The organism is Promicromonospora sp. NFX87 (assembly GCF_048564965.1).
Taxonomy (GTDB): domain Bacteria; phylum Actinomycetota; class Actinomycetes; order Actinomycetales; family Cellulomonadaceae; genus Promicromonospora.
In genome coordinates this window covers 201,514-219,686 of the sequence record NZ_CP183413.1, presented here as the reverse complement: position 1 = coordinate 219,686, position 18,173 = coordinate 201,514, and the positions used below count along the sequence as shown (strand labels likewise).

At 72.2% G+C, this 18,173-nt stretch carries 14 protein-coding genes; 5 read left to right on the top strand and 9 right to left on the bottom strand.

Annotation, left to right across the window (positions count from 1 at the left end; all coding sequences use genetic code 11):
- From folK to dacB, 8 genes are all read right to left on the bottom strand, one after another.
- Positions 1–2,805 carry a 2-amino-4-hydroxy-6-hydroxymethyldihydropteridine diphosphokinase gene (gene folK, locus ACNYC2_RS01075; RefSeq protein ID WP_419705282.1) on the bottom strand — a complete coding sequence of 935 codons (2,805 nt, stop codon included), beginning with the start codon at positions 2,803–2,805 and terminating at the stop codon, positions 1–3.
- Positions 2,802–3,761, bottom strand: a complete 960-nt coding sequence (gene folP / locus ACNYC2_RS01070; protein ID WP_419707750.1) for a dihydropteroate synthase — start codon at positions 3,759–3,761, stop codon at positions 2,802–2,804. Before folP ends, folK begins: the two co-directional genes overlap by 4 nt.
- 83 nt (positions 3,762–3,844) lie before the next feature.
- Positions 3,845–4,453 carry a GTP cyclohydrolase I FolE gene (gene folE, locus ACNYC2_RS01065; protein WP_357504807.1) on the bottom strand — a complete coding sequence of 203 codons (609 nt, stop codon included), beginning with the start codon at positions 4,451–4,453 and terminating at the stop codon, positions 3,845–3,847.
- Between the two features lie 30 nt (positions 4,454–4,483).
- Positions 4,484–6,514, bottom strand: a complete 2,031-nt coding sequence (gene ftsH / locus ACNYC2_RS01060) for an ATP-dependent zinc metalloprotease FtsH (protein WP_419705281.1) — start codon at positions 6,512–6,514, stop codon at positions 4,484–4,486.
- Between the two features lie 184 nt (positions 6,515–6,698).
- Positions 6,699–7,253 carry a hypoxanthine phosphoribosyltransferase gene (gene hpt / locus ACNYC2_RS01055; RefSeq protein WP_116677043.1) on the bottom strand — a complete coding sequence of 185 codons (555 nt, stop codon included), beginning with the start codon at positions 7,251–7,253 and terminating at the stop codon, positions 6,699–6,701.
- Positions 7,254–7,256: 3 nt separating this feature from the next.
- Positions 7,257–8,450, bottom strand: a complete 1,194-nt coding sequence (gene tilS / locus ACNYC2_RS01050) for a tRNA lysidine(34) synthetase TilS (protein WP_419705280.1) — start codon at positions 8,448–8,450, stop codon at positions 7,257–7,259.
- A 52-nt stretch (positions 8,451–8,502) separates the two neighbouring features.
- Positions 8,503–9,579 carry a zinc-dependent metalloprotease gene (locus ACNYC2_RS01045; protein WP_419705279.1) on the bottom strand — a complete coding sequence of 359 codons (1,077 nt, stop codon included), beginning with the start codon at positions 9,577–9,579 and terminating at the stop codon, positions 8,503–8,505.
- A 33-nt stretch (positions 9,580–9,612) separates the two neighbouring features.
- Complete coding sequence (gene dacB / locus ACNYC2_RS01040) at positions 9,613–11,064, bottom strand: D-alanyl-D-alanine carboxypeptidase/D-alanyl-D-alanine-endopeptidase (protein ID WP_419705278.1); 1,452 nt, start codon at positions 11,062–11,064, stop codon at positions 9,613–9,615.
- 257 nt (positions 11,065–11,321) lie between these two features.
- Between dacB and ACNYC2_RS01035 the strand changes: the two genes are divergently transcribed.
- Positions 11,322–11,822 (top strand): inorganic diphosphatase, encoded by a 501-nt coding sequence (locus ACNYC2_RS01035; protein WP_108493354.1) that lies wholly within the window; start codon positions 11,322–11,324, stop codon positions 11,820–11,822.
- 81 nt (positions 11,823–11,903) lie between these two features.
- Here ACNYC2_RS01035 and ACNYC2_RS01030 read toward each other — a convergent pair whose 3' ends face one another.
- Positions 11,904–13,271, bottom strand: coding sequence for an NlpC/P60 family protein (locus ACNYC2_RS01030; protein ID WP_419705277.1), 1,368 nt, complete (start codon positions 13,269–13,271; stop codon positions 11,904–11,906).
- Positions 13,272–13,659: 388 nt separating this feature from the next.
- Here ACNYC2_RS01030 and ACNYC2_RS01025 point away from each other — a divergent pair, with 388 nt between their 5' ends.
- The 4 genes from ACNYC2_RS01025 to ACNYC2_RS01010 all read left to right on the top strand — a co-directional run bounded on the left by ACNYC2_RS01025 (position 13,660) and on the right by ACNYC2_RS01010 (position 18,164).
- The gene (locus ACNYC2_RS01025) at positions 13,660–14,997 is read left to right on the top strand and encodes a bifunctional o-acetylhomoserine/o-acetylserine sulfhydrylase (RefSeq protein ID WP_419705276.1); all 1,338 of its coding nucleotides are present in this window, start codon (positions 13,660–13,662) and stop codon (positions 14,995–14,997) included.
- Between the two features lie 73 nt (positions 14,998–15,070).
- The gene (metX, locus tag ACNYC2_RS01020) at positions 15,071–16,384 is read left to right on the top strand and encodes a homoserine O-acetyltransferase MetX (RefSeq protein WP_419705275.1); all 1,314 of its coding nucleotides are present in this window, start codon (positions 15,071–15,073) and stop codon (positions 16,382–16,384) included.
- Between the two features lie 40 nt (positions 16,385–16,424).
- Entirely contained in the window at positions 16,425–16,850 is a 426-nt protein-coding gene (locus tag ACNYC2_RS01015) for a VOC family protein (RefSeq protein WP_419705274.1), read from the top strand.
- 90 nt (positions 16,851–16,940) lie between these two features.
- Positions 16,941–18,164, top strand: a complete 1,224-nt coding sequence (locus ACNYC2_RS01010; RefSeq protein ID WP_419705273.1) for a YncE family protein — start codon at positions 16,941–16,943, stop codon at positions 18,162–18,164.
- The last annotated feature ends 9 nt before the right edge of the window (positions 18,165–18,173 follow it).

Here is an 18,173-nt window from a genome sequence, read left to right as displayed (position 1 = left end):
TCAGGCGTCGCGCCCCCGCTCGTCCCTCACCGGAACCCACGAGGGGACCGAGTCGATCGGGCCGTCCGACGCGGTGGCCCGCTGTTCGGCCACGAACCCCGGCACCCGGATCACCGTGTGGTCGTTGTCGTAGGCGTCCTGCTGACCGTTGGCGTGCCCGTTCGGGTGCCCGTTGGCTTGCCCGTTCGGCACCTGGTCGGACACCCCGTTCGGCGGCACGCCGACCGGGGCGAAGAGCGGGTTGGCCGGCTCCTGGGGCGCGCCGTTCGAGGGCGGGAACACACCGCTCTGCTGACGCGACGGGTTCACCGGTGCGAACACCGGCTTGGCCTGCGACGACGCCGGCGGCAGCAGCTCGTGCGCCGGGGTCTCGTGGGCGGTGTCCCGCACCGCGCGCGGTGCGATGGGTGCCTGCGGCGCGGGGACGAGGGCCTCCTCCGGCGGAGGGACCACCGAACCGTTGACCGGCATCCCGGCCGGCGGCGCGCCGAACGGCCCGGCGGACGCCGCCTGCGGGATCGGCACCGAGCCGCCCCCGCCGGGCACCGGTCCGCTGGAGTAGCTCTGCGGATGCGGCGCGGCCGGGTAGGCCTCCTGCTGCGGAGCAGCGGGCTGTGGCTGACGATCGAGCTCGACCGGACCGCTGTGGTGCCCCTGCGGGTGCCCACCGCCCGGGACCTCGACCACGGGGCCCGCCGGAAGGACCGGCGGCCGGCCGCTCGGCGGGACCGAGGGCGGCAGGGCCGGCGGCATCTCGGCGGGGTGGGAGTCCTGGCCGGTGCTGCCACCGTCGTCGGACACCGCAGGATGGTTCGAGCCGGTGGTTCCGCCACCCTGCTCCGGCTCCGGGTCGGTCAGCCAGTCGAGCGCGAGCCAGCGGATGCCGGCCCGGTCGGGCGCCGTGGCCGCGAGCTGGGCCACCGGGCCACCACCCAGGCCGGGCAGCACCGCGTCGGGCGCGATCTGCGACCACGGCTCGAGGACGAACGCCCGCTCGTGCGCGCGGGGGTGGGGCACCTCGAGGTCCTCGGCGGCATCGGTCAGGTTGCCGTACGTGATCACATCGACGTCCAGTGTGCGCGGGCCCCAGCGCTCCTCACGGGTACGGCCGTGCACGTTCTCGACCTCCTGGCAGAGGTGCAGCAGCCCACGCGCCGAGAGCGTCGTGCGGGCCAGCAGCACCGCGTTGAGGTAGTCGGGCTGCTCCTCGGGTCCGCCGACGGCGGCCGTGCGGGCCAGCGGCGACACGTCGGTGATCTGCAGGCCGGACATGCGGTCCAGCTCGGCGACCGCGGACCGCATGGTCGCCTGCGGGTCACCCAGGTTGGCGCCGATCGCGATGACGACGTCCACGTACCCGGCGGGAACCTCGTCGAACCGGTCGCGCGGCTCCGCCTGGTACTGCTCGGACGCGTACTGCTCCGGCTGCTCGACGGCGGAGTCGGGGACCGCCGCCGACACGCGGGTGGTCTCCGTCCCGCCCTGGTCGTACTGCTGCTGCTCGAACAGCTGGTCGTACTGGTTCGGCTGCGGTTCGACGCGCTGCGGCTGCTCGAACGGCTTCGGCTGCTCGTAGCCCTGGGGCTCGTAGCCGGCCTGCTCGAACGGCTGCGCCTGCTCGAACGGCTTCGGCTGCTCGAACGACTGCGGCGGGTCGAAGGACTGGGCCGGCTCGAACGGCTGGGCCTGCTCGAACGGCTTCGGCTCGGGCTGGGCCGGCTCCGGCTGCGGCGTGAACTGGTCGTACTGCTGCTGCTCGAAGCCCATCGGCTGGTCGCGCCTCTGGTCGAGGCCCTGGACCGACTCGTACTGCTGGACCGGCTCGAAGGCCTGCTCCGGCAGGAACTGCTCGTCCGGCCGGAACGCCGGCTCCTGGCCGAGCTGGTCCCGCTGCTCGGCCTGCGCCGGGGCCTCGGGCTGCAGCTCCCACGCGGCGGGGATGACCTGGAGCGGCTCGGGTGCGATGAGCTCGGGGACCGGGAGCGGCTCGGGGGCCTCGCCGACCGGTGCGGCGGGCGCAATCGAGGACGGAACCCGCGACACGAGTGGCTCCGGCTCGAACGCCTCGGCCCGGAGCGGCGCCGCCTCGGCGGGCTCGGGCTGGTAGGGCTCGTACGGCTCGCGCTCGAACGGCGCGGGCTCGTCGCGCGCCGGGCGGCTGACGGGTTCGAGGTCCTGGGGCTCGGGCTCGCCGACGTACGGCGCGCTGTCCGAGTCGCTGCGTGCCTGCTCGGCCGCGTCGTTCCACGAGTCGATGGGTGAGCTCGCCGGGAACGTCTCCCGCGGCTCGGCCTCGTAGCCGAGGAGGTCCGCGGACACGGCGACCGATCCCGGACCGGTCATGAGCAACGTGTCGGCGGAGTCGGCCGGCGTCGCGGGCGCGGCCACGACGGGCATGCGGACGCGGTCGCGCCGGATCGCCACCTCGACGTCGGCGAACGGCACCGGGATGGGCGCCTGCGGCTTGTGGACACGAACGTCCACGGCCTCGACCTGCGGCCGGGCCATCACCACCGCGGCGATTCGTTCGGCAACCGTCTCGACGAGGTCCGCGGGCTCACCCGCCAGGATGTCGTGGACGTCCTGGGCCACGTCCGCATAGCTCACCGTCTGCGCGAGGTCGTCGCCGGCGGCAGCCGGGCGGGTGTCGAGGTAGAGCACGACGTCGGCCCGGAACTCCTGGCCGGTCTGTCGTTCCGACGGCAGCACACCGTGGTACCCCCGCGCGCTCACGCCTGTCAGCTGGACCTGGTCCAGCGACCGGCCGTCCGGGCCTGTGACGCCCGTTCCGAACGCTGTGGTCACCGTGGTCTCCTCCCGTCGTCTTCGTGTGCACCGGAATCCTGCCAGGCCGGTATGTCCTGTTCCCCGACCGTCCACGATTCTGTGGTCAAGGCCACGGTGGAAGTCAATGCTTCCGGTGCGGATCGGGGAGAGGTACCCGGTGACCCTACCCGGGGCACGTCGCTCGCTGCCGTCCAAGCAGCCGCGACCTTGACGGCATCGGCACTCGCCCGGACGGTGTGCACGCGGACGCACCAGGCGCCCGCGGCCGCCGACAGGGCGGAGATCGCGGCGGTCGCGTCGTCCCGCGCACGCGGCGGCGCCATGTGCCCGGCCGAGTCGGCGAGCAGGTGGCCGAGGAACCGCTTGCGGGACGCGCCCACGAGCACCGGGCGGCCCAGCTCGTACAGGGCGTCGAGGTGGGCCAGCAGCGGCCAGTTCAGCACCCCTGCCTTGGCGAAGCCGAGCCCCGGGTCGAGGATCAGCTGCTCGGGCCGCACGCCGTCGTCGTGCAGGGCGGCCATGCGGGCGGCGAGCTCGTCCCGGACGTCGGCCACGACGTCGTCGTACTCCTGCCGGTCGTCCATGACGTCGGCGTGCCCTCGCCAGTGCATCGCCACGTACGCGGCGCCGGTCTCGGCGACCGCGCGGCCCATCTCCGGGTCGGCAAGGCCGCCGGAGACGTCGTTCACCACGCGGGCCCCCGCCGCCACCGCCCGTTCGGCGACGGCCGCCCGCGTGGTGTCCACGCTCACGACCGCACCGCGCGCGGCGAGCTGTTCGATCACGGGGAGCACACGGGCCAGCTCCTGCTCCTGCGGGACCCGCACCGCGCCCGGCCGCGTGGACTCCCCGCCCACGTCCAGGATGTCCGCACCCTCGCCGAGCAGCTCCAGCCCGTGCGCGACGGCGGCCGACGGCTCGAACCACTCCCCACCGTCCGAGAACGAGTCCGGGGTGACATTCACGACACCCATCACCAGGGTCCGGCCCACGCCGGAGAGCTCCGGCAGGCCGAGCACCTGGGCATCCCGGGTCGGGTGACGCACGGTGGGAACCGTCACTTCCCGAGGATGAGGCTCATCGCCTCGGCTCGGGTCGCGCCGTCACGCATGACTCCGCGGACCGCGGAGGTGATGGTTCGCGAGCCGGGCTTGCGCACGCCGCGCATGGACATGCACAGGTGCTCGCACTGGACCACCACGAGCACCCCCCGCGGCTCGAGGATCTCGACCAGGGAGTCCGCGATCTGGGTGGTCATCCGCTCCTGCACCTGGGGACGGCGCGCGAAGACCTCGACCAGCCGGGCCAGCTTGCTCAGGCCCGTGATGCGGCCGTCCACGTTGGGGATGTACCCGACGTGCGCCACACCGTGGAACGGCACGAGGTGGTGCTCGCAGGTCGAGTACACCTCGATGTCCTTGACCAGCACCATCTCCTCGTGCCCGAGGTCGAAGGTGGTGGTCAGGACGTCCTCGGGCTCCTGCCGCAGGCCGGCGAAGATCTCCTTGTACGCCCGCGCGACGCGGGCCGGCGTCTCCCGCAGGCCCTCGCGCTCGGGGTCCTCGCCGACGGCGAGGAGCAGCTCCCGCACGGCCGCCTCGGCCCGTGCGGCGTCGTACGGCGGGACGTCCGCCGCGCGCCGCACGGGCGTAACCACAGGGGTCATCGACCTGTCGGTCATGGTGGTGCTCCGGTCTCAGTTCGGCGGGTCCATGGGTGCCGGCGGTGTCGGGTCCAGCACCGCCTCGTCCTGCGGGACGACGGAGTGCCCGTTCTGGGCCGCCAGCTCCTTGGGCGTCAGCACGGGGCCGCGCGTGTGCACCGAACGCTGCTCGCTGGACAGCCAGACGTCGCGTGCGGGGCGCTTCTCGACGGCGCGGAAGACCTCGGCGAGCTCCTTCTGGTTCAGCGTCTCCTTCTCGAGCAGACCCAGCACCAGCTCGTCGAGCACGTCGCGGTACTGGCTCAGTACCTCCCACGCCTCGTCGTGCGCCGCGTCGACGAGCTTGCGGACCTCGTCGTCGATGGTGCTCGCGACCGACTCCGAGTAGTCCCGCTCGTGCCCGTAGTCACGGCCCAGGAACGGCTCACCGGCGCTCGTGCCGAGCTTGATGGCGCCGACCCGCTCGCTCATGCCGTACTCGGTGACCATCTTGCGAGCGATGGCCGAGGCCTTCTCGATGTCGTTCGAGGCACCGGTGGTGGGGTCGTGGAAGACGATCTCCTCGGCCACGCGGCCACCCATGGCGTACGCGAGCTGGTCGAGCAGCTCGTTACGGGTGGTCGAGTACTTGTCCTCGAGCGGCATGACCATGGTGTAGCCCAGCGCACGACCGCGCGGCAGGATCGTCACCTTGGTCACGGGGTCCGTGTACCGCATCGCCGCGGCGACCAGGGCGTGCCCGCCCTCGTGGTACGCGGTGATCTTCTGCTCCTTGACGTTCATGACGCGCGTGCGCTTCTGCGGGCCGGCCACCACGCGGTCGATGGCCTCGTCCAGGGCACGGTCGTCGATGAGCTGTGCGCCGCTGCGGGCGGTGAGCAGCGCGGCCTCGTTGAGCACGTTCGCCAGGTCCGCACCCGTGAAGCCGGGCGTGCGGCGCGCGACGGCCTCGAGGTCGACCTCGGGGACCATCGGCTTGCCCTGGGCGTGCACGTTGAGGATCGCCTCGCGGCCCTTGAGGTCCGGGGCCTCCACGGCGACCTGACGGTCGAAGCGGCCCGGGCGCAGCAGGGCGGGGTCGAGGATGTCGGGACGGTTGGTCGCGGCGATCAGGATGACGTTCGTCTTGACGTCGAAGCCGTCCATCTCGACGAGCATCTGGTTCAGCGTCTGCTCGCGCTCGTCGTGCCCGCCGCCCATGCCAGCACCGCGGTGCCGGCCTACCGCGTCGATCTCGTCGACAAAGATGATCGCCGGCGAGTTCTGCTTGGCCTGCTCGAAGAGGTCGCGCACGCGGCTCGCGCCCACGCCGACGAACATCTCGACGAAGTCGGAGCCGGAGATCGAGTAGAACGGCACGCCGGCCTCACCGGCGACGGCACGCGCGATGAGCGTCTTACCCGTACCGGGCGGGCCGTACAGCAGCACGCCCTTGGGGATCTTGGCGCCCACGGCCTGGAACTTGGCCGGCTCGGCGAGGAACTCCTTGATCTCCTGGAGCTCCTCGACCGCCTCGTCGGCGCCCGCGACGTCCGCGAAGGTCACCTGCGGGGTGTCCTTGCTGGCCAGCTTGGCCTTGGACTTGCCGAAGCCCATGACCCGGTTGCCGCCGCCCTGGGCCCGCGAGAGCAGGAACCAGAACACGACACCGATCAGGAGGAACGGGATCAGCACCGACAGCATGGAGGACCAGAAGCTGGGCTGCGGCACCTCCGAGTCGAACCCGTCGGCGGGGTCGGACTTCACGATGGCGTCCTCTACCCGGTCGCCCTGGGGCAGGGTGTAGAAGAACTCGACGGTCTTGCCGTGGTCGACCTCCTCGGCGGCGTCGCCCTCACCCTCGGTCGACTTGTACGCCTTGGAGAGCTTGAGCTCGACCCGCTGCTCGCCGTCCACCATGAGGGCGTGCTCGACCGTGCTGCCGCTCAGCAGATCGATGCCCTGTGATGTCTCGATTCGCGAGACATTGGGCTGGTTCAGTGCCGAGATGGCCAGTGTCACCACGACCAGTGCGACCAGGATCCAGATGACAGGCCCGCTCAGAAGCTTCTTGATGTTCTTCATCGGCGACGGGGACCGAGCCCCGTTTCCCTCCGCTCGCGCAGTATGTTTCCGTCGAAACTACATGGTCTCCCTGACAGGAGCCCCGAGTGTTCGCCCAGAGCATGTGATGCCTGGGCCACACCTCGCCCAGACGTGACGAACCGCCCGGGATGGGCATCCGCGGAGTCGAGCGGCGCTGAGTGGATCAGCCTCCGTAGACGTGCGGTGCCAGGGTGGCAACGAACGGCAGGTTGCGATAGTTCTCCGCGTAGTCGAGGCCGTAGCCGACGACGAACTCGTTGGGGATGTCGTAGCCCAGGTACTTCACGTCGACGTCGGCCTGTGCGGCGTCCGGCTTGCGCAGCATGGCGGCGATCTCGACGGACTCCGGGCCCCGCGAGCGCAGGTTCGACACGAGCCAGGACAGGGTCAGGCCCGAGTCGATGATGTCCTCGACGATGATCACGTTGCGGCCCGTCAGGTCCGCGTCGAGGTCCTTGAGGATGCGGACGACGCCGGAGGACTTGGTGCCCGAGCCGTACGACGACACCGCCATCCAGTCCATCTGGACCTTGTGGTGCAGGCGGCGCGACAGGTCCGCCATCACCATCACCGCGCCCTTGAGCACGCCGACGAGGAGCAGGTCCTTGCCCGCGTAGTCCGCGTCGATCTGGGCTGCCAGCTCGTCGAGCTTCTTGGTGAGCTGCTCCTCGGAGAGCAGGATCTCTGCGAGGTCGGGTCCGACGTCGGACTGGTCCACGAGTTACTCCTGAGTTGTGCTGGGGGGCCGGGCGCCGGTCCCACCGTCCGAGATACCGGTCGGCGCGGCGCGCAGGAAAAGACTGCCACACGCACGACGGGCTCGTGCGCCGCCCGGGAGGTGGACCGAGCCTTGACCGCTCCATGACACGACGAGTGCGTCCAGCGCGTCGACGTGCCGCGCGGTGGTGTCCGTCGGCTTGCAGCCGATCGCGAGGGCGGCGAGCCGGAGGACCCGCCGCCGGAGCGCCGGATGGGCCCGCTCCAGGACGGCGGCGTCGAGGGCGAGCCCGGCGTCGCCCTCCCCCGCCGTCGGCCCGCCGGGGGCGCCCACGCCCTGTGCCGCCTGGGCTGCCGGGCCCGTCCGGGCCTCGTCGAGGAGCTCCGCGGCGAGGGCGTCCAGCAGGTCGGCGTCGTCGCGCAGCTGGTCCGCGCTGCGCCCCAGGGCCTCGACGACACCGGGGCCCAGGGTGTCCTCGAGGACCGGCAGCACGCGTCCGCGTACCTGCGAGCGCAGCGGCGTGAACGGCCCGGGAGACCGGCCCGTTGCCCCGTGCTGAACCCGGGTTGGCGAGGTGGGGTCGTCGGGCGGCAGCAGGTTGGTGGGGTCGGTCCAGAACTCCAGGCCCGACGCCGCGCACACCGCCTCGGTCTGCGCCCGCCGAAGCCCGAGGAACGGCCGGTGAAAGATCCCCCGCTCGCCCGGCATGCCGGCGAGCGACCGGGCACCGGCGCCCCGGGCGAGCCCGAGCAGGACCTGTTCCGCCTGGTCGTCGAGGGTGTGCCCCAGCAGCACCCGGGCCGCGCCGGTCTCGGCGGCGTACGCCTCCAGTGCGGCATACCGGGCGTCCCGGGCCGCGGCCTCGGGCCCGCCCGCGCCGCCCGACCAGTCGGCGTCCCGGACCACCACGGGGTCGAGACCCAGGGCGCGGCACTGCTCGGCCGCCCGCGCCGCCACCTGGGCGGACCCGGCCTGGAGCCCGTGGTCGACCACCACGGCCCCCGCCCGCACCGCGTACCCGCGGGACCGCACCGAGCGCCCGACCCGCCGGGCCTCGGACGCCACGGATGCGGCGAGCGCGAGGCTGTCGGCGCCACCGGAGCAGGCGACGAGCACGAGGTCGTCCGGCCCGAGCGGCGCCAGCACCGCGCGGACCGCGTTGCGCGCCGCGGCGACGGCGGGATCGACGCGGGCCACGCTCAGCAGCTCCCGGCGTCCGGGGGCGTGAGCAGCGCGCCGGCCGTCGTCCTCATCCGTGCACCCGGCGCACCCACGCGCGCGCGTCGGCGATCTCCCGCGCGGTGGGCAGGTTCTCCGGGGCGGCCCACACCGCGTTGAGCCCGTCGCGTCCCACCGACCGCTCGACGGCGCGCACGAACGTCGCACCGTCGCGGTACTGGGCGAGCTTGGCGTCCATGCCCAGCAGCTTCTGCACCACCACGTCGAAGGTGCCCAGCCCCTCGCCGTCCCGCCGCCGCTCGAACCGTGCGCGGATGCGGCGCACCGACGGCACGACCCGCGGCCCGACGGCGTCCATCATCACGTCCGCATGCCCCTCCAGGAGCGCCATGACCGCGGTGATGTCGGCCAGCTCGTCCTTCTGCTCGTGCGTGAGCATGCCGTCGATGATGGTGCTGTTCTCGCCGCGCAGCGTGGCGAGCACGTTCCGGCCGACAGCCACGACCTTCTTGTCGAACCGGGCCTTGGCCAGCTCGGCAGAGGTCCGCGCCATGCCGGTGATCAGGTGCTGCGTGCGCCCGCTGAGGTGCCCGGCGAGCCACGGTGCCGCGGCGAACTGCAGGGCGTGGGTCTGCTCGTGCAGGCAGACCCACAGGCGGAAGTCGCGCACCGGGACGCGCAGGGCCGCCTCGGCCTGCAGCACGTTGGGGGCCACCAGGAGGAGCCGGCCCGGAGCGGAGTACGGGTCGAACTGGCCCAGCACCCGCCCGCTGAGGAGCGCGAGGACCGCACCGATCTCGGCGGCGCCGGCCAGCTGCGCGCCGGGCGACGTGGCGCCCTTGGAGATCTCGGCGACGGCCGCCCCGATCCCCTCGGTCATGGCGGCCATGGACTGCGTGTTCGCGCGCGCCCAGGTCGCGCGGTCCACGACCACGACGGGGCTCAGCGTCGACCCGCCACCGTGCGGCACCATCCGCGTGGTCTCCAGCACGTGCCCGACGGCGTCTCCTGCCGCGGCGCGCAGGCCGCTCACTAGGGAGTCGAGCTCGTCCCGTGGCGCCTGCGGCCCGGGCGCGGCGAGCCGCCCGGCGATCTGTGCTGCGGCCGACCAGTCGACGACCTGCGGGGCGGTGGATGCCTGGGTCACCGGACCACGGTAACGGTCCCGGTGGACGGGGCGTCAGCCCTGGACCGAGTACGCGGCGAGGTCACCGACGAAGCTGTCGTAGATCCACGTGGCGCCGACCGTCTTGTTCGCGGGGATCGAGTCGGCGAGGACCGTGAAGACGAGCAGCCGGTCGTCGGCGGTGACCACCGTGCCGGAGAGCGCCCGCACCTTGGGCAGGCTGCCGGTCTTGGCACGTGCCACGCCGCGGGCCGAGTTGGTCCCGGTGAACCGGCCGTGGCTGCTGTCGAGCGTGCCCGTCAGGCCCGCGATCGGCATGCCCACCGCCTCGCTGCGCAGCGTCGGGTTCGCGGGGTCGACCATCACGCCGAGCAGGTCCACGAGCTGCTGCGGGCTCAGGTACGAACCGTCGGCGAGCCCGGAGCAGTCGCGCAGGCGGGCCCCGGTCATGTCGACACCGAGCTCCTTCGCACGTGCGATCACCGCCTGCGTGGCGCCGTCGTTCGAGCCGGGCAGGCCAGCGTCCACCGCGACGAGACGTCCGAGCACCTCGGTGATCGTGTTGTCCGAGTACTGCATGGCGAACCCGACGACCTCCGCCAGCGGCGCGGAGCTGACCTGGCCGAGCACGCGGGCGTCGTCCGGGGCGGTCGCGTCGATCACGGCACCGGCGGTCTTGAGGCCCTCCTTCTCCAGCGCCGCGGAGAACGCCTCTGCCGCGTACTTACCGGGGTCGGACGCACGGGGCCCGTTGTCGCCGTACCCGTCGGACAGCAGGCCGACGTTGATGCCGACCGACGAGACGGGCGCCACGTAGCCGGCCGCGATGTCCGGACTGGCCACGGTCGGGGCGATGTCGTCACCGGTGAAGAGGGTGTCGTCGAGCGCGACGCGGACCTCGGTGGTGCCGTCGACCTTCACCTTGGCCGCGACCTGCTGGGCGAGGTCGGCGAGGCCCGCACGCCCGTTCACCACGTCGGGATCGCCCTTGCCCGCCGAGAGCATCATGTCGCCGGCGCCCACCAGGACGACCGTGTCGTCGTCGACGAGGACCGCCTTGGTGTCGAGCGTGGAGCTCGCGATGCCCGACGAGAGCGCGGCGACGCCCGTGAAGAGCTTCTGGGTGGACGCGGGGGTCATGAGCTTGTCCGGGCTCGACGAGCCGAGCACGTCGCCCGACAGGCCGTCCGCCACCACCACGCCGACCCGGGACCCGAGCCGCTTGTCCTTGGCCAGGCCGGTCACGAGGCGCTGCATCTCGACGCTGTCCGGGACGGGTGCGTCCTCGGGGAGGCTCTCCAGGAGCGCCGCGGGTGCGGGCCCCTCGACGGCACCGGGCGCGGACGGGAAGGGGCTCGGCTCGGGCCAGGGCTCGGCCATGGTGAGCATGCCGGGAACGACGTCGTACGCGTCGGCGACCAGGTACCCACCGAACAGTGCGACGACCGCGGCGACGGCAGCGCCGGAGCGCAACCCCCACTCCATGGGCATCCTCTCGATCGTCATGTAAAAGCCATAGCCAACTCTAGTGGCGGCAAACCATGCGGCGGGTACGGCAACGGCGATCCATGGGAAATTTCACCCGCTCGCCTGGCCGGTTCGCGCGCGCTGTGCGCACGCTGCGAATTATGCCGAACACGGAGAGTGGTGCTGACCACAGGTAACGGTCGCGACACGGGACACATGGCACACTGGACAGGCGCAAGGCCGCCGCCGCGGTAAGACACTTCGGCGACCATCTTCGAGAACTGGAGCACATCGGCGTGGAGTTCGACGTCACGATCGAGATCCCCAAGGGTCAGCGGAACAAGTACGAGGTGGATCACGAGACCGGACGCATCCGCCTCGACCGCATGCTCTTCACCTCGACGCGCTACCCGGACGACTACGGCTTCATCGAGGGCACCCTCGGCGAAGACGGGGACCCCCTGGACGCACTGGTGCTCCTGGAGGAACCCACGTTCCCCGGCTGCCTGATCAAGTGCCGCGCACTCGGCATGTTCCGCATGCGCGACGAGGCGGGCGGTGACGACAAGGTGCTCTGCGTGCCGACGGGCGACCAGCGCGCGGCGTGGCGCCAGGACATCGACGACGTCTCGGACTTCCACCGCCTGGAGATCCAGCACTTCTTCGAGGTCTACAAGGACCTCGAGCCGGGCAAGTCCGTCGAGGGCGCCCACTGGGTGGGCCGCTCCGACGCCGAGGCCGAGATCGTTCGCTCGATCCAGCGCGCCAAGGACACGGGCTACTACGACAAGCACTGACCGCCCGGCCGCGAAGTAGAGCGCCTGTCCGAGTCTCCCGGCTTCACCGAGGAGACTCGGACAGGCGCTCTACTTCGCGGTCTAGGGGCGGCCCGCGTAGGGCATCGCGTTCGCCAGGCGGAGCGGGTTCTCCGACAGCGGGTGTCCGGGCAGCGTCGCCTCGATCATCATGCCGCCGCCCGTGTACATCGCCACGTGGTAGATCGACGCCGGGTCGCCCGGGTCCGAACCGTAGAAGACGAGGTCGCCCGGCCGGAGCGAGCCGTAGTCCACCTTGCCGACGGCGAGGTACTGCGACCGCGACGTGCGGGTGATGTTCACGCCCTGGCTCGCCCACGACATCATCGTCAGCCCCGAGCAGTCGTACGCGGACGGCCCCTCGGCGCCGAGCAGGTACGGCGCGCCGAGCCTGGTCCGCGCCCAGGCCACCGCGCCGATCCCCAGCCCCTCCGAGCCCGTCGTCACGCCCGACGTGGGCGGGCCGGCGGGTGCCGGCCGAGGGGCGGGGGCGGGTGCGGGCTCGGCCTCCGGACCGGCGCTCCCGCCGTCCGCCGACCCGCCGCCGGGCCGCTCCGTGCGCACCGGAGCCACGGCGGCCGCCTCGGCCCGGGCCTCCTGCTGCCGTTCGAGCTCCGCCTTCGCCGCGGCCTCGCGGGCGGCCTCCGCCGCGGCAGCCCGCGCCGCCTCCCGCTCGTTCTCGATCTCGACGCTGGTCTGCCGCAGCTGCGCGAGGCGTTCGACCAGCGCCTGGCGTTCCACCTCGGCCGCCTGGGTGCGCGCCGCGAGGTCGGCCGCGGCGGCCTGGGCGGCGTCGAACGCCGTCCGCGCCTGCTCGGCAGCCGCGTCGCGCTGCTTCTTCGCCGCGCTCCACCGGGCGTCCGCGGACTCCGACGACGCGCGCGCCTGCTGATACTCGGCCATGGCCCCGCCGAGCTTGCGCTGGACCGCGCGCTCCACGGCGCTGCGACCCACCATGTCCGGAACCGAGGCGGCCTGGAAGGCGATGTCCAGGGATCCCAGGTCGGCGTCCCGCGCCGACGCCCGGTACACCTCCGCCAGACCTGACCGCGCCGCCAGCTCACCCTTGTGCGCCTTCCTGGCGGCGGTACGGGCGACGGCCACCGCCTGCTCGGCCTGCTCGACGGCCTGCTGCGCCTCCGCGTAGTCGGCGGCCGCCACCTGGACGCGGACCTGGGCCGCCGCGAGCTCCGTACGGAGCGTGCCGAGCGCGGCCTCCGCCTGCCGGACGCTCAGCGTGCCTGCCGCTACCGCGTCACGGGCCGCCTGGGCCTCCTCGGCGGACGGCGGATCGGCGGGCGGGTTCGCATCCGCGGTAGGCCCCCACGGGATGACCAGACCGAGCGCGAGCACCGCGGCCCCCAGCGCACGGAGCGCCAGTATCCCGCCGTGCCCGTGCCTCTCCTCGTCCAGACCTCGGATCCGCCCCATGATCACCTTCCTGATCAGCGCTGTTCCGGCGTGTCGCCTTGCGCAGACCTCGTGAATCACTCCCGTGCCACGCTCCAATGTGGCTCACGGCGCAGATTCGCGCTACCGGAGGGCATTCAAGGCCCGTCTCATTTTCGAATCTCATCATCTAAGACACGACTATCGGCGCGGCCCGACGCCGTCTACGGTCACAACATGACTCGTCGAATGTGTTGTTGCTGAACCAGCGCACGTTCGCCTGCCCTCGGCCATTTCCGGCCGACTCCCGCGTGCGCGCCTCCCCCGCCGCGGACCACCTCTTGATGCGCAGGCCCCTCGGGGCACGCCGCGGCACCTCTCGGTCAGATCCGCCAGATGTTCGCCACCAGCACCAGGAAGCAGGAGAGCCATGACTCAGCCCCAGTGGTCGTTCGAGACCCGCCAGATCCACGCCGGCCAGGAGCCGGACCCCACCACGGGCGCCCGCGCCCTGCCGATCTACCAGACGACGTCGTTCGTGTTCCCCGACGCCGGGGTAGCCGCCGACCGGTTCGCGCTCAAGGACCTCGGCCCCATCTACACGCGCATCGGCAACCCGACGCAGCAGGTCGTGGAGGACCGGCTCGCAAGCCTCGAGGGTGGCGTCGGCGCCCTCCTCGTCGCCTCCGGCCAGGCCGCGGAGTCGCTCGCGATCCTCAACCTCGCCGAGGCGGGCGACCACATCGTCGCCTCCGCCAGCCTCTACGGCGGCACGTACAACCTGCTCCACCACACGCTGCCGAAGTTCGGCATCGAGACCACGTTCGTGGACGACCCGCACGACCTCGACGCGTGGCGCGCCGCCGTCCGCCCGAACACCAAGGCGTTCTTCGGGGAGACCATCCCGAACCCGCGTGCCGACGTGCTCGACATCGAGGGTGTCGCGGCGGCCGCGCACGAGGCGGGCGTCCCGCTGATCGTCGACAACACCGTCGCGACCCCGTACCTGATCCGCCCGTTCGAGCACGGCGCCGACATCGTGGTGCACTCGGCGACCAAGTACCTGGGCGGCCACGGCAGCGCCATCGGCGGCGTGATCATCGACGGCGGCCGGTTCGACTTCGCCGCCGACCCGGAGCGCTTCCCCGGTTTCAACACGCCGGACCCGAGCTACAACGGCCTGGTCTTCGCGCGCGACCTCGGCGTCGGCTCCGCGCTCGGGGCGAACCTCGCGTTCGTCCTCAAGGCGCGGGTCCAGCTCCTGCGCGACCTCGGTGCGGCGGTCTCGCCGTTCAACGCGTTCCTCCTCGCCCAGGGCATCGAGACGCTGTCGCTGCGGATCGAGCGGCACGTCGCCAACGCGCAGCACGTCGCGCAGTGGCTGGAGGCCCGGGACGACGTCCGCGCGGTCCACTACGCGGGCCTGCCGAGCTCGCCGTGGCACGCGAACGCCCAGAAGTACGCGCCCAAGGGCGCCGGGGCGGTGCTCGCCTTCGAGCTCGACGGCGGCGCCGAGGCCGGCCAGGCGTTCGTGTCCGCCCTGGAGCTGCACTCCAACGTGGCGAACATCGGCGACGTCCGGTCGCTCGTGATCCACCCGGCCTCCACCACGCACTCGCAGCTCACGCCCCAGGAGCAGGCGCTGTCGGGGGTCACCCCCGGCCTCGTCAGGCTCGCCGTCGGCCTGGAGAACGTGGAGGACGTCCTGGCCGACCTCGAGCTGGGCTTCACGGCGGCCAAGAGCAAGCTGGGCCAGGAGACGAAGTAGCAGCGATGTGACGACGCCGTCCGCGCCGGGGCCCACCACCCCGAGCTCAGCACCCAGAGCCGCAGGAGAGAACATGGCCATCACCACCCCGAAGGCCGCGCACGACGTCCCGGACCAACAGGTCCGCTCGACGCTCGTGCCCTTCCCGGCGCCGGACGGCGCACTCGTCCCCGCGCAGGTCGGCGCAGCGCTCGGCAGGGACGGCGGAGTTCCGCCGAGCCCCGCCGAGCCCGTCCAGGACTCGCGTTCCCGCAGCAAGCCCCCGGTACCGGCGAGCGGCGCGTGGCGCGAGGGCGACGACCCCGGGGACCGGCTGTTCGCCGACCTCGGCGCGTTCGACCTGGAGGCCGGCGGGCGGCTGCCCGCCGTCCGCGTGGCCTACGAGACGTGGGGCACGCTGAACGCCGACGGCTCCAACGCCGTGCTGGTGCTGCACGCCCTCACCGGCGACTCGCACGTCACCGGCGAGGCCGGGCCGGGGCATGTGACCGGCGGCTGGTGGGGCGACATGGTGGGCCCCGGCAAGCCCATCGACACCGACCGGTACTTCGTGGTGGCGCCCAACGCGCTCGGCGGCTGTCAGGGCACCACCGGCCCGTCGTCCCTCGCGCACGACGGGCGTCCCTGGGGCGGGCGGTTCCCGTACATCACGACACGCGACCAGGTCGCCGTCGAGATCGCCCTGACCCGCGAGCTCGGGATCCGGTCCTGGGACCTCGTGGTCGGCGCGTCCATGGGCGGCCTGCGAGTGCTGGAGTGGGCGCTGCTGGGGCCGGAGGCGGGCATCGAGGTGCGGAACGTCGGTGCCATCGCCACGACCGCCCAGACCGGCGGCGACCAGATCGCGTGGTCCCACCCGCAGCTCGCCGCGATCCGGATGGACCCCCGCTTCCGCGACGGGGACTACTACTTCGCCGCCGACGACGACGGCCCGCACACCGGCCTCGGCATCGCACGCCAGATCGCGCACACGACGTACCGGACGGGCTACGAGCTGGACCGGCGGTTCGGCCGGCTGCCGCAGGGCGGGGAGGACCCGTTCGCGGGCGGCCGGTTCGCCGTGCAGTCGTACCTGGAGCACCAGGGCGACAAGCTGGCGCGCCGGTTCGACGCCAACTCCTACGTGGTGCTCACCGAGTCGATGCTGTCGCACGACCTGGGCCGCGACCGTGGCGGCGTCGAGGCGGCGCTCAGCCAGATCACCGCGCGGACCCTGGTGGTGGCCGTGGACAGCGACCGCCTCTTCCCGCCCGCGCAGTCCGCACGGCTCGCCCGGTGGATCCCGAACGCGGAGCCGCTGCGGATCGTCACGAGCGACGTGGGCCATGACGGGTTCCTGGTCGAGGCCGACCAGATCGGCCCGATGGTCAGTGAGTTCCTCGGGTAACCATCGAGCAGGCCGCCGGTCCCAGGCTTAGCGTGGCCGTATGGCAAAGCTCAACCCGTACCTCAGCTTCCGGTCCGAGGCGAAGGCTGCCCTGGACTTCTACCAGTCAGTGCTCGGCGGCGAGCTCGACGTCAGCACCTTCGGTGGGACCCCGATGGAGGGGATGCCCACTCCCGACGAGGACAAGGACCTCGTCATGCACGGGCAGCTCGACACCCCGGGCGGCCTCACGATCATGGCGTCGGACACGCCGTCGTTCATGGAGTACGTGGCGCCCTCCGCGGGTGTCACCGTCGCCCTGACCGGCGGGCCCGAGGACCACGACTACATCAGGAGCGCCTACGAGAAGCTGTCCGACGGCGCGACGCCGGGCGAGCCGTTCGAGCTGGCACCGTGGGGCGACTACTACGGCCAGCTCACCGACAAGTTCGGCATCTCCTGGATGTTCGACGTCGCCGCCAGCTGATCGCCGGGTGATCTTTCCTTACTGAACCCGCCTCCAGTAACCTTCGTCGAGCTGATCACCGCGGATCAGCTCGACGAAGAGGAGCGTTCAGTGACGTCTCGCCGTGCTCTCTCCATCCTGGCTTCGCTCGGCCTCATGGCGTCCGGCGCGGCCGTCGCCGCGCCCGCGCAGGCCGGCTCCGCCCCGCAAGAGGTCCTGTTCGTCGCCAACAACTGGGACGGCACCGCGTCCGTGCTGTCCGCGGGCGCCGACCTCGCGCCGGTCGGCGAGATCGACGTGATCCCCGACCGCGAGCAGCGGATGCGCGAGATCTACCGCGACCCGATCCGGCTCGCGGCCTTCCTGGTCATCCGCCAGACCGTCGGTGAGGGTCACGACCAGTTCGCCGACGACATGTACACCACGCCCGACGGCTCGTCGCTGGTGGTGTCCCGGCCGAGCTTCGCCGACGTCGTCTCGATCAGCCTCGCCACCGGAGAGGTCGAGTGGCGGTTCCAGGTCGCGGGCGTGCGGGCCGACCACATGGCGGTCTCCCCCGACGGCACGCAGGTCGCCGTGTCGGCGTCGACCGGCAACCGCGTGCACGTGCTGGACATCGAGACCGGCGTGGAGGCCGGGTCGTTCCCGACCGGCGACAAGCCGCACGAGAACGTCTACACGTCCGACGGCCTGCTCTGGAACATGTCGATCGGCGAGGTCAACAACGGCCTCGACGACCCCGTGCTCGACTTCCTCAAGGGCGACCGGGTGATCACGGTCGCCGACGCCGAGACGTTCGAGGTGGTGCGCGAGATCGATATGCGCGACAGGCTCGACGACGCCGGCCTGGAGCACCTCTCCGACGCCGTACGCCCCGCCACGTTCAGCCCGGACGAGTCGAAGCTGTACTTCCAGGTGTCGTTCTTCGGCGGGTTCCTGGAGTACGACGTCGCGACCGACCGGATCACGCGGACCAAGACGCTGCCCGGCGTGTTCGACGGGCCACGCACCGACATGGTCAACGACTCGAGGCACCACGGCCTGACCATGCAGCCGTCGGGCGAGCACCTGTGCGTGGCCGGGACCATGGACGACTACGCGGTGGTCGTGGACCGGGCGACGCTCGAGACGGGGCCGCTGGTCGACGTCGACAAGCCGTACTGGTCGACCGTGACCGGCGACGGCCAGGCGTGCGTCGTGTCCGAGTCCGGGTCCGACCAGGTGACGTCCATCGACTTCGGGACCGGGCAGAAGATCACGTCGGTGCCGGTGGGCGACCACCCCCAGCGCGTACGGCTGGGCACCGTCCCGGCCGGCTGGTCGGGCGTCGGCTAGGGTCGCCGC

Excerpts from the sequence above, each read along its gene's own strand:
- folP (WP_419707750.1), bottom strand. The coding sequence starts at position 3,761 with ATGGGTGTCGTGAATGTCACCCCGGACTCGTTCTCGGACGGTGGGGAG.
- folE (WP_357504807.1), bottom strand. The coding sequence starts at position 4,453 with ATGACCCCTGTGGTTACGCCCGTGCGGCGCGCGGCGGACGTCCCGCCG.
- ftsH (WP_419705281.1), bottom strand. The coding sequence starts at position 6,514 with ATGAAGAACATCAAGAAGCTTCTGAGCGGGCCTGTCATCTGGATCCTG.
- dacB (WP_419705278.1), bottom strand. The coding sequence starts at position 11,064 with ATGACGATCGAGAGGATGCCCATGGAGTGGGGGTTGCGCTCCGGCGCT.
- ACNYC2_RS01030 (WP_419705277.1), bottom strand. The coding sequence starts at position 13,271 with ATGGGGCGGATCCGAGGTCTGGACGAGGAGAGGCACGGGCACGGCGGG.
- ACNYC2_RS01025 (WP_419705276.1), top strand. The coding sequence starts at position 13,660 with ATGACTCAGCCCCAGTGGTCGTTCGAGACCCGCCAGATCCACGCCGGC.
- metX (WP_419705275.1), top strand. The coding sequence starts at position 15,071 with ATGGCCATCACCACCCCGAAGGCCGCGCACGACGTCCCGGACCAACAG.
- ACNYC2_RS01015 (WP_419705274.1), top strand. The coding sequence starts at position 16,425 with ATGGCAAAGCTCAACCCGTACCTCAGCTTCCGGTCCGAGGCGAAGGCT.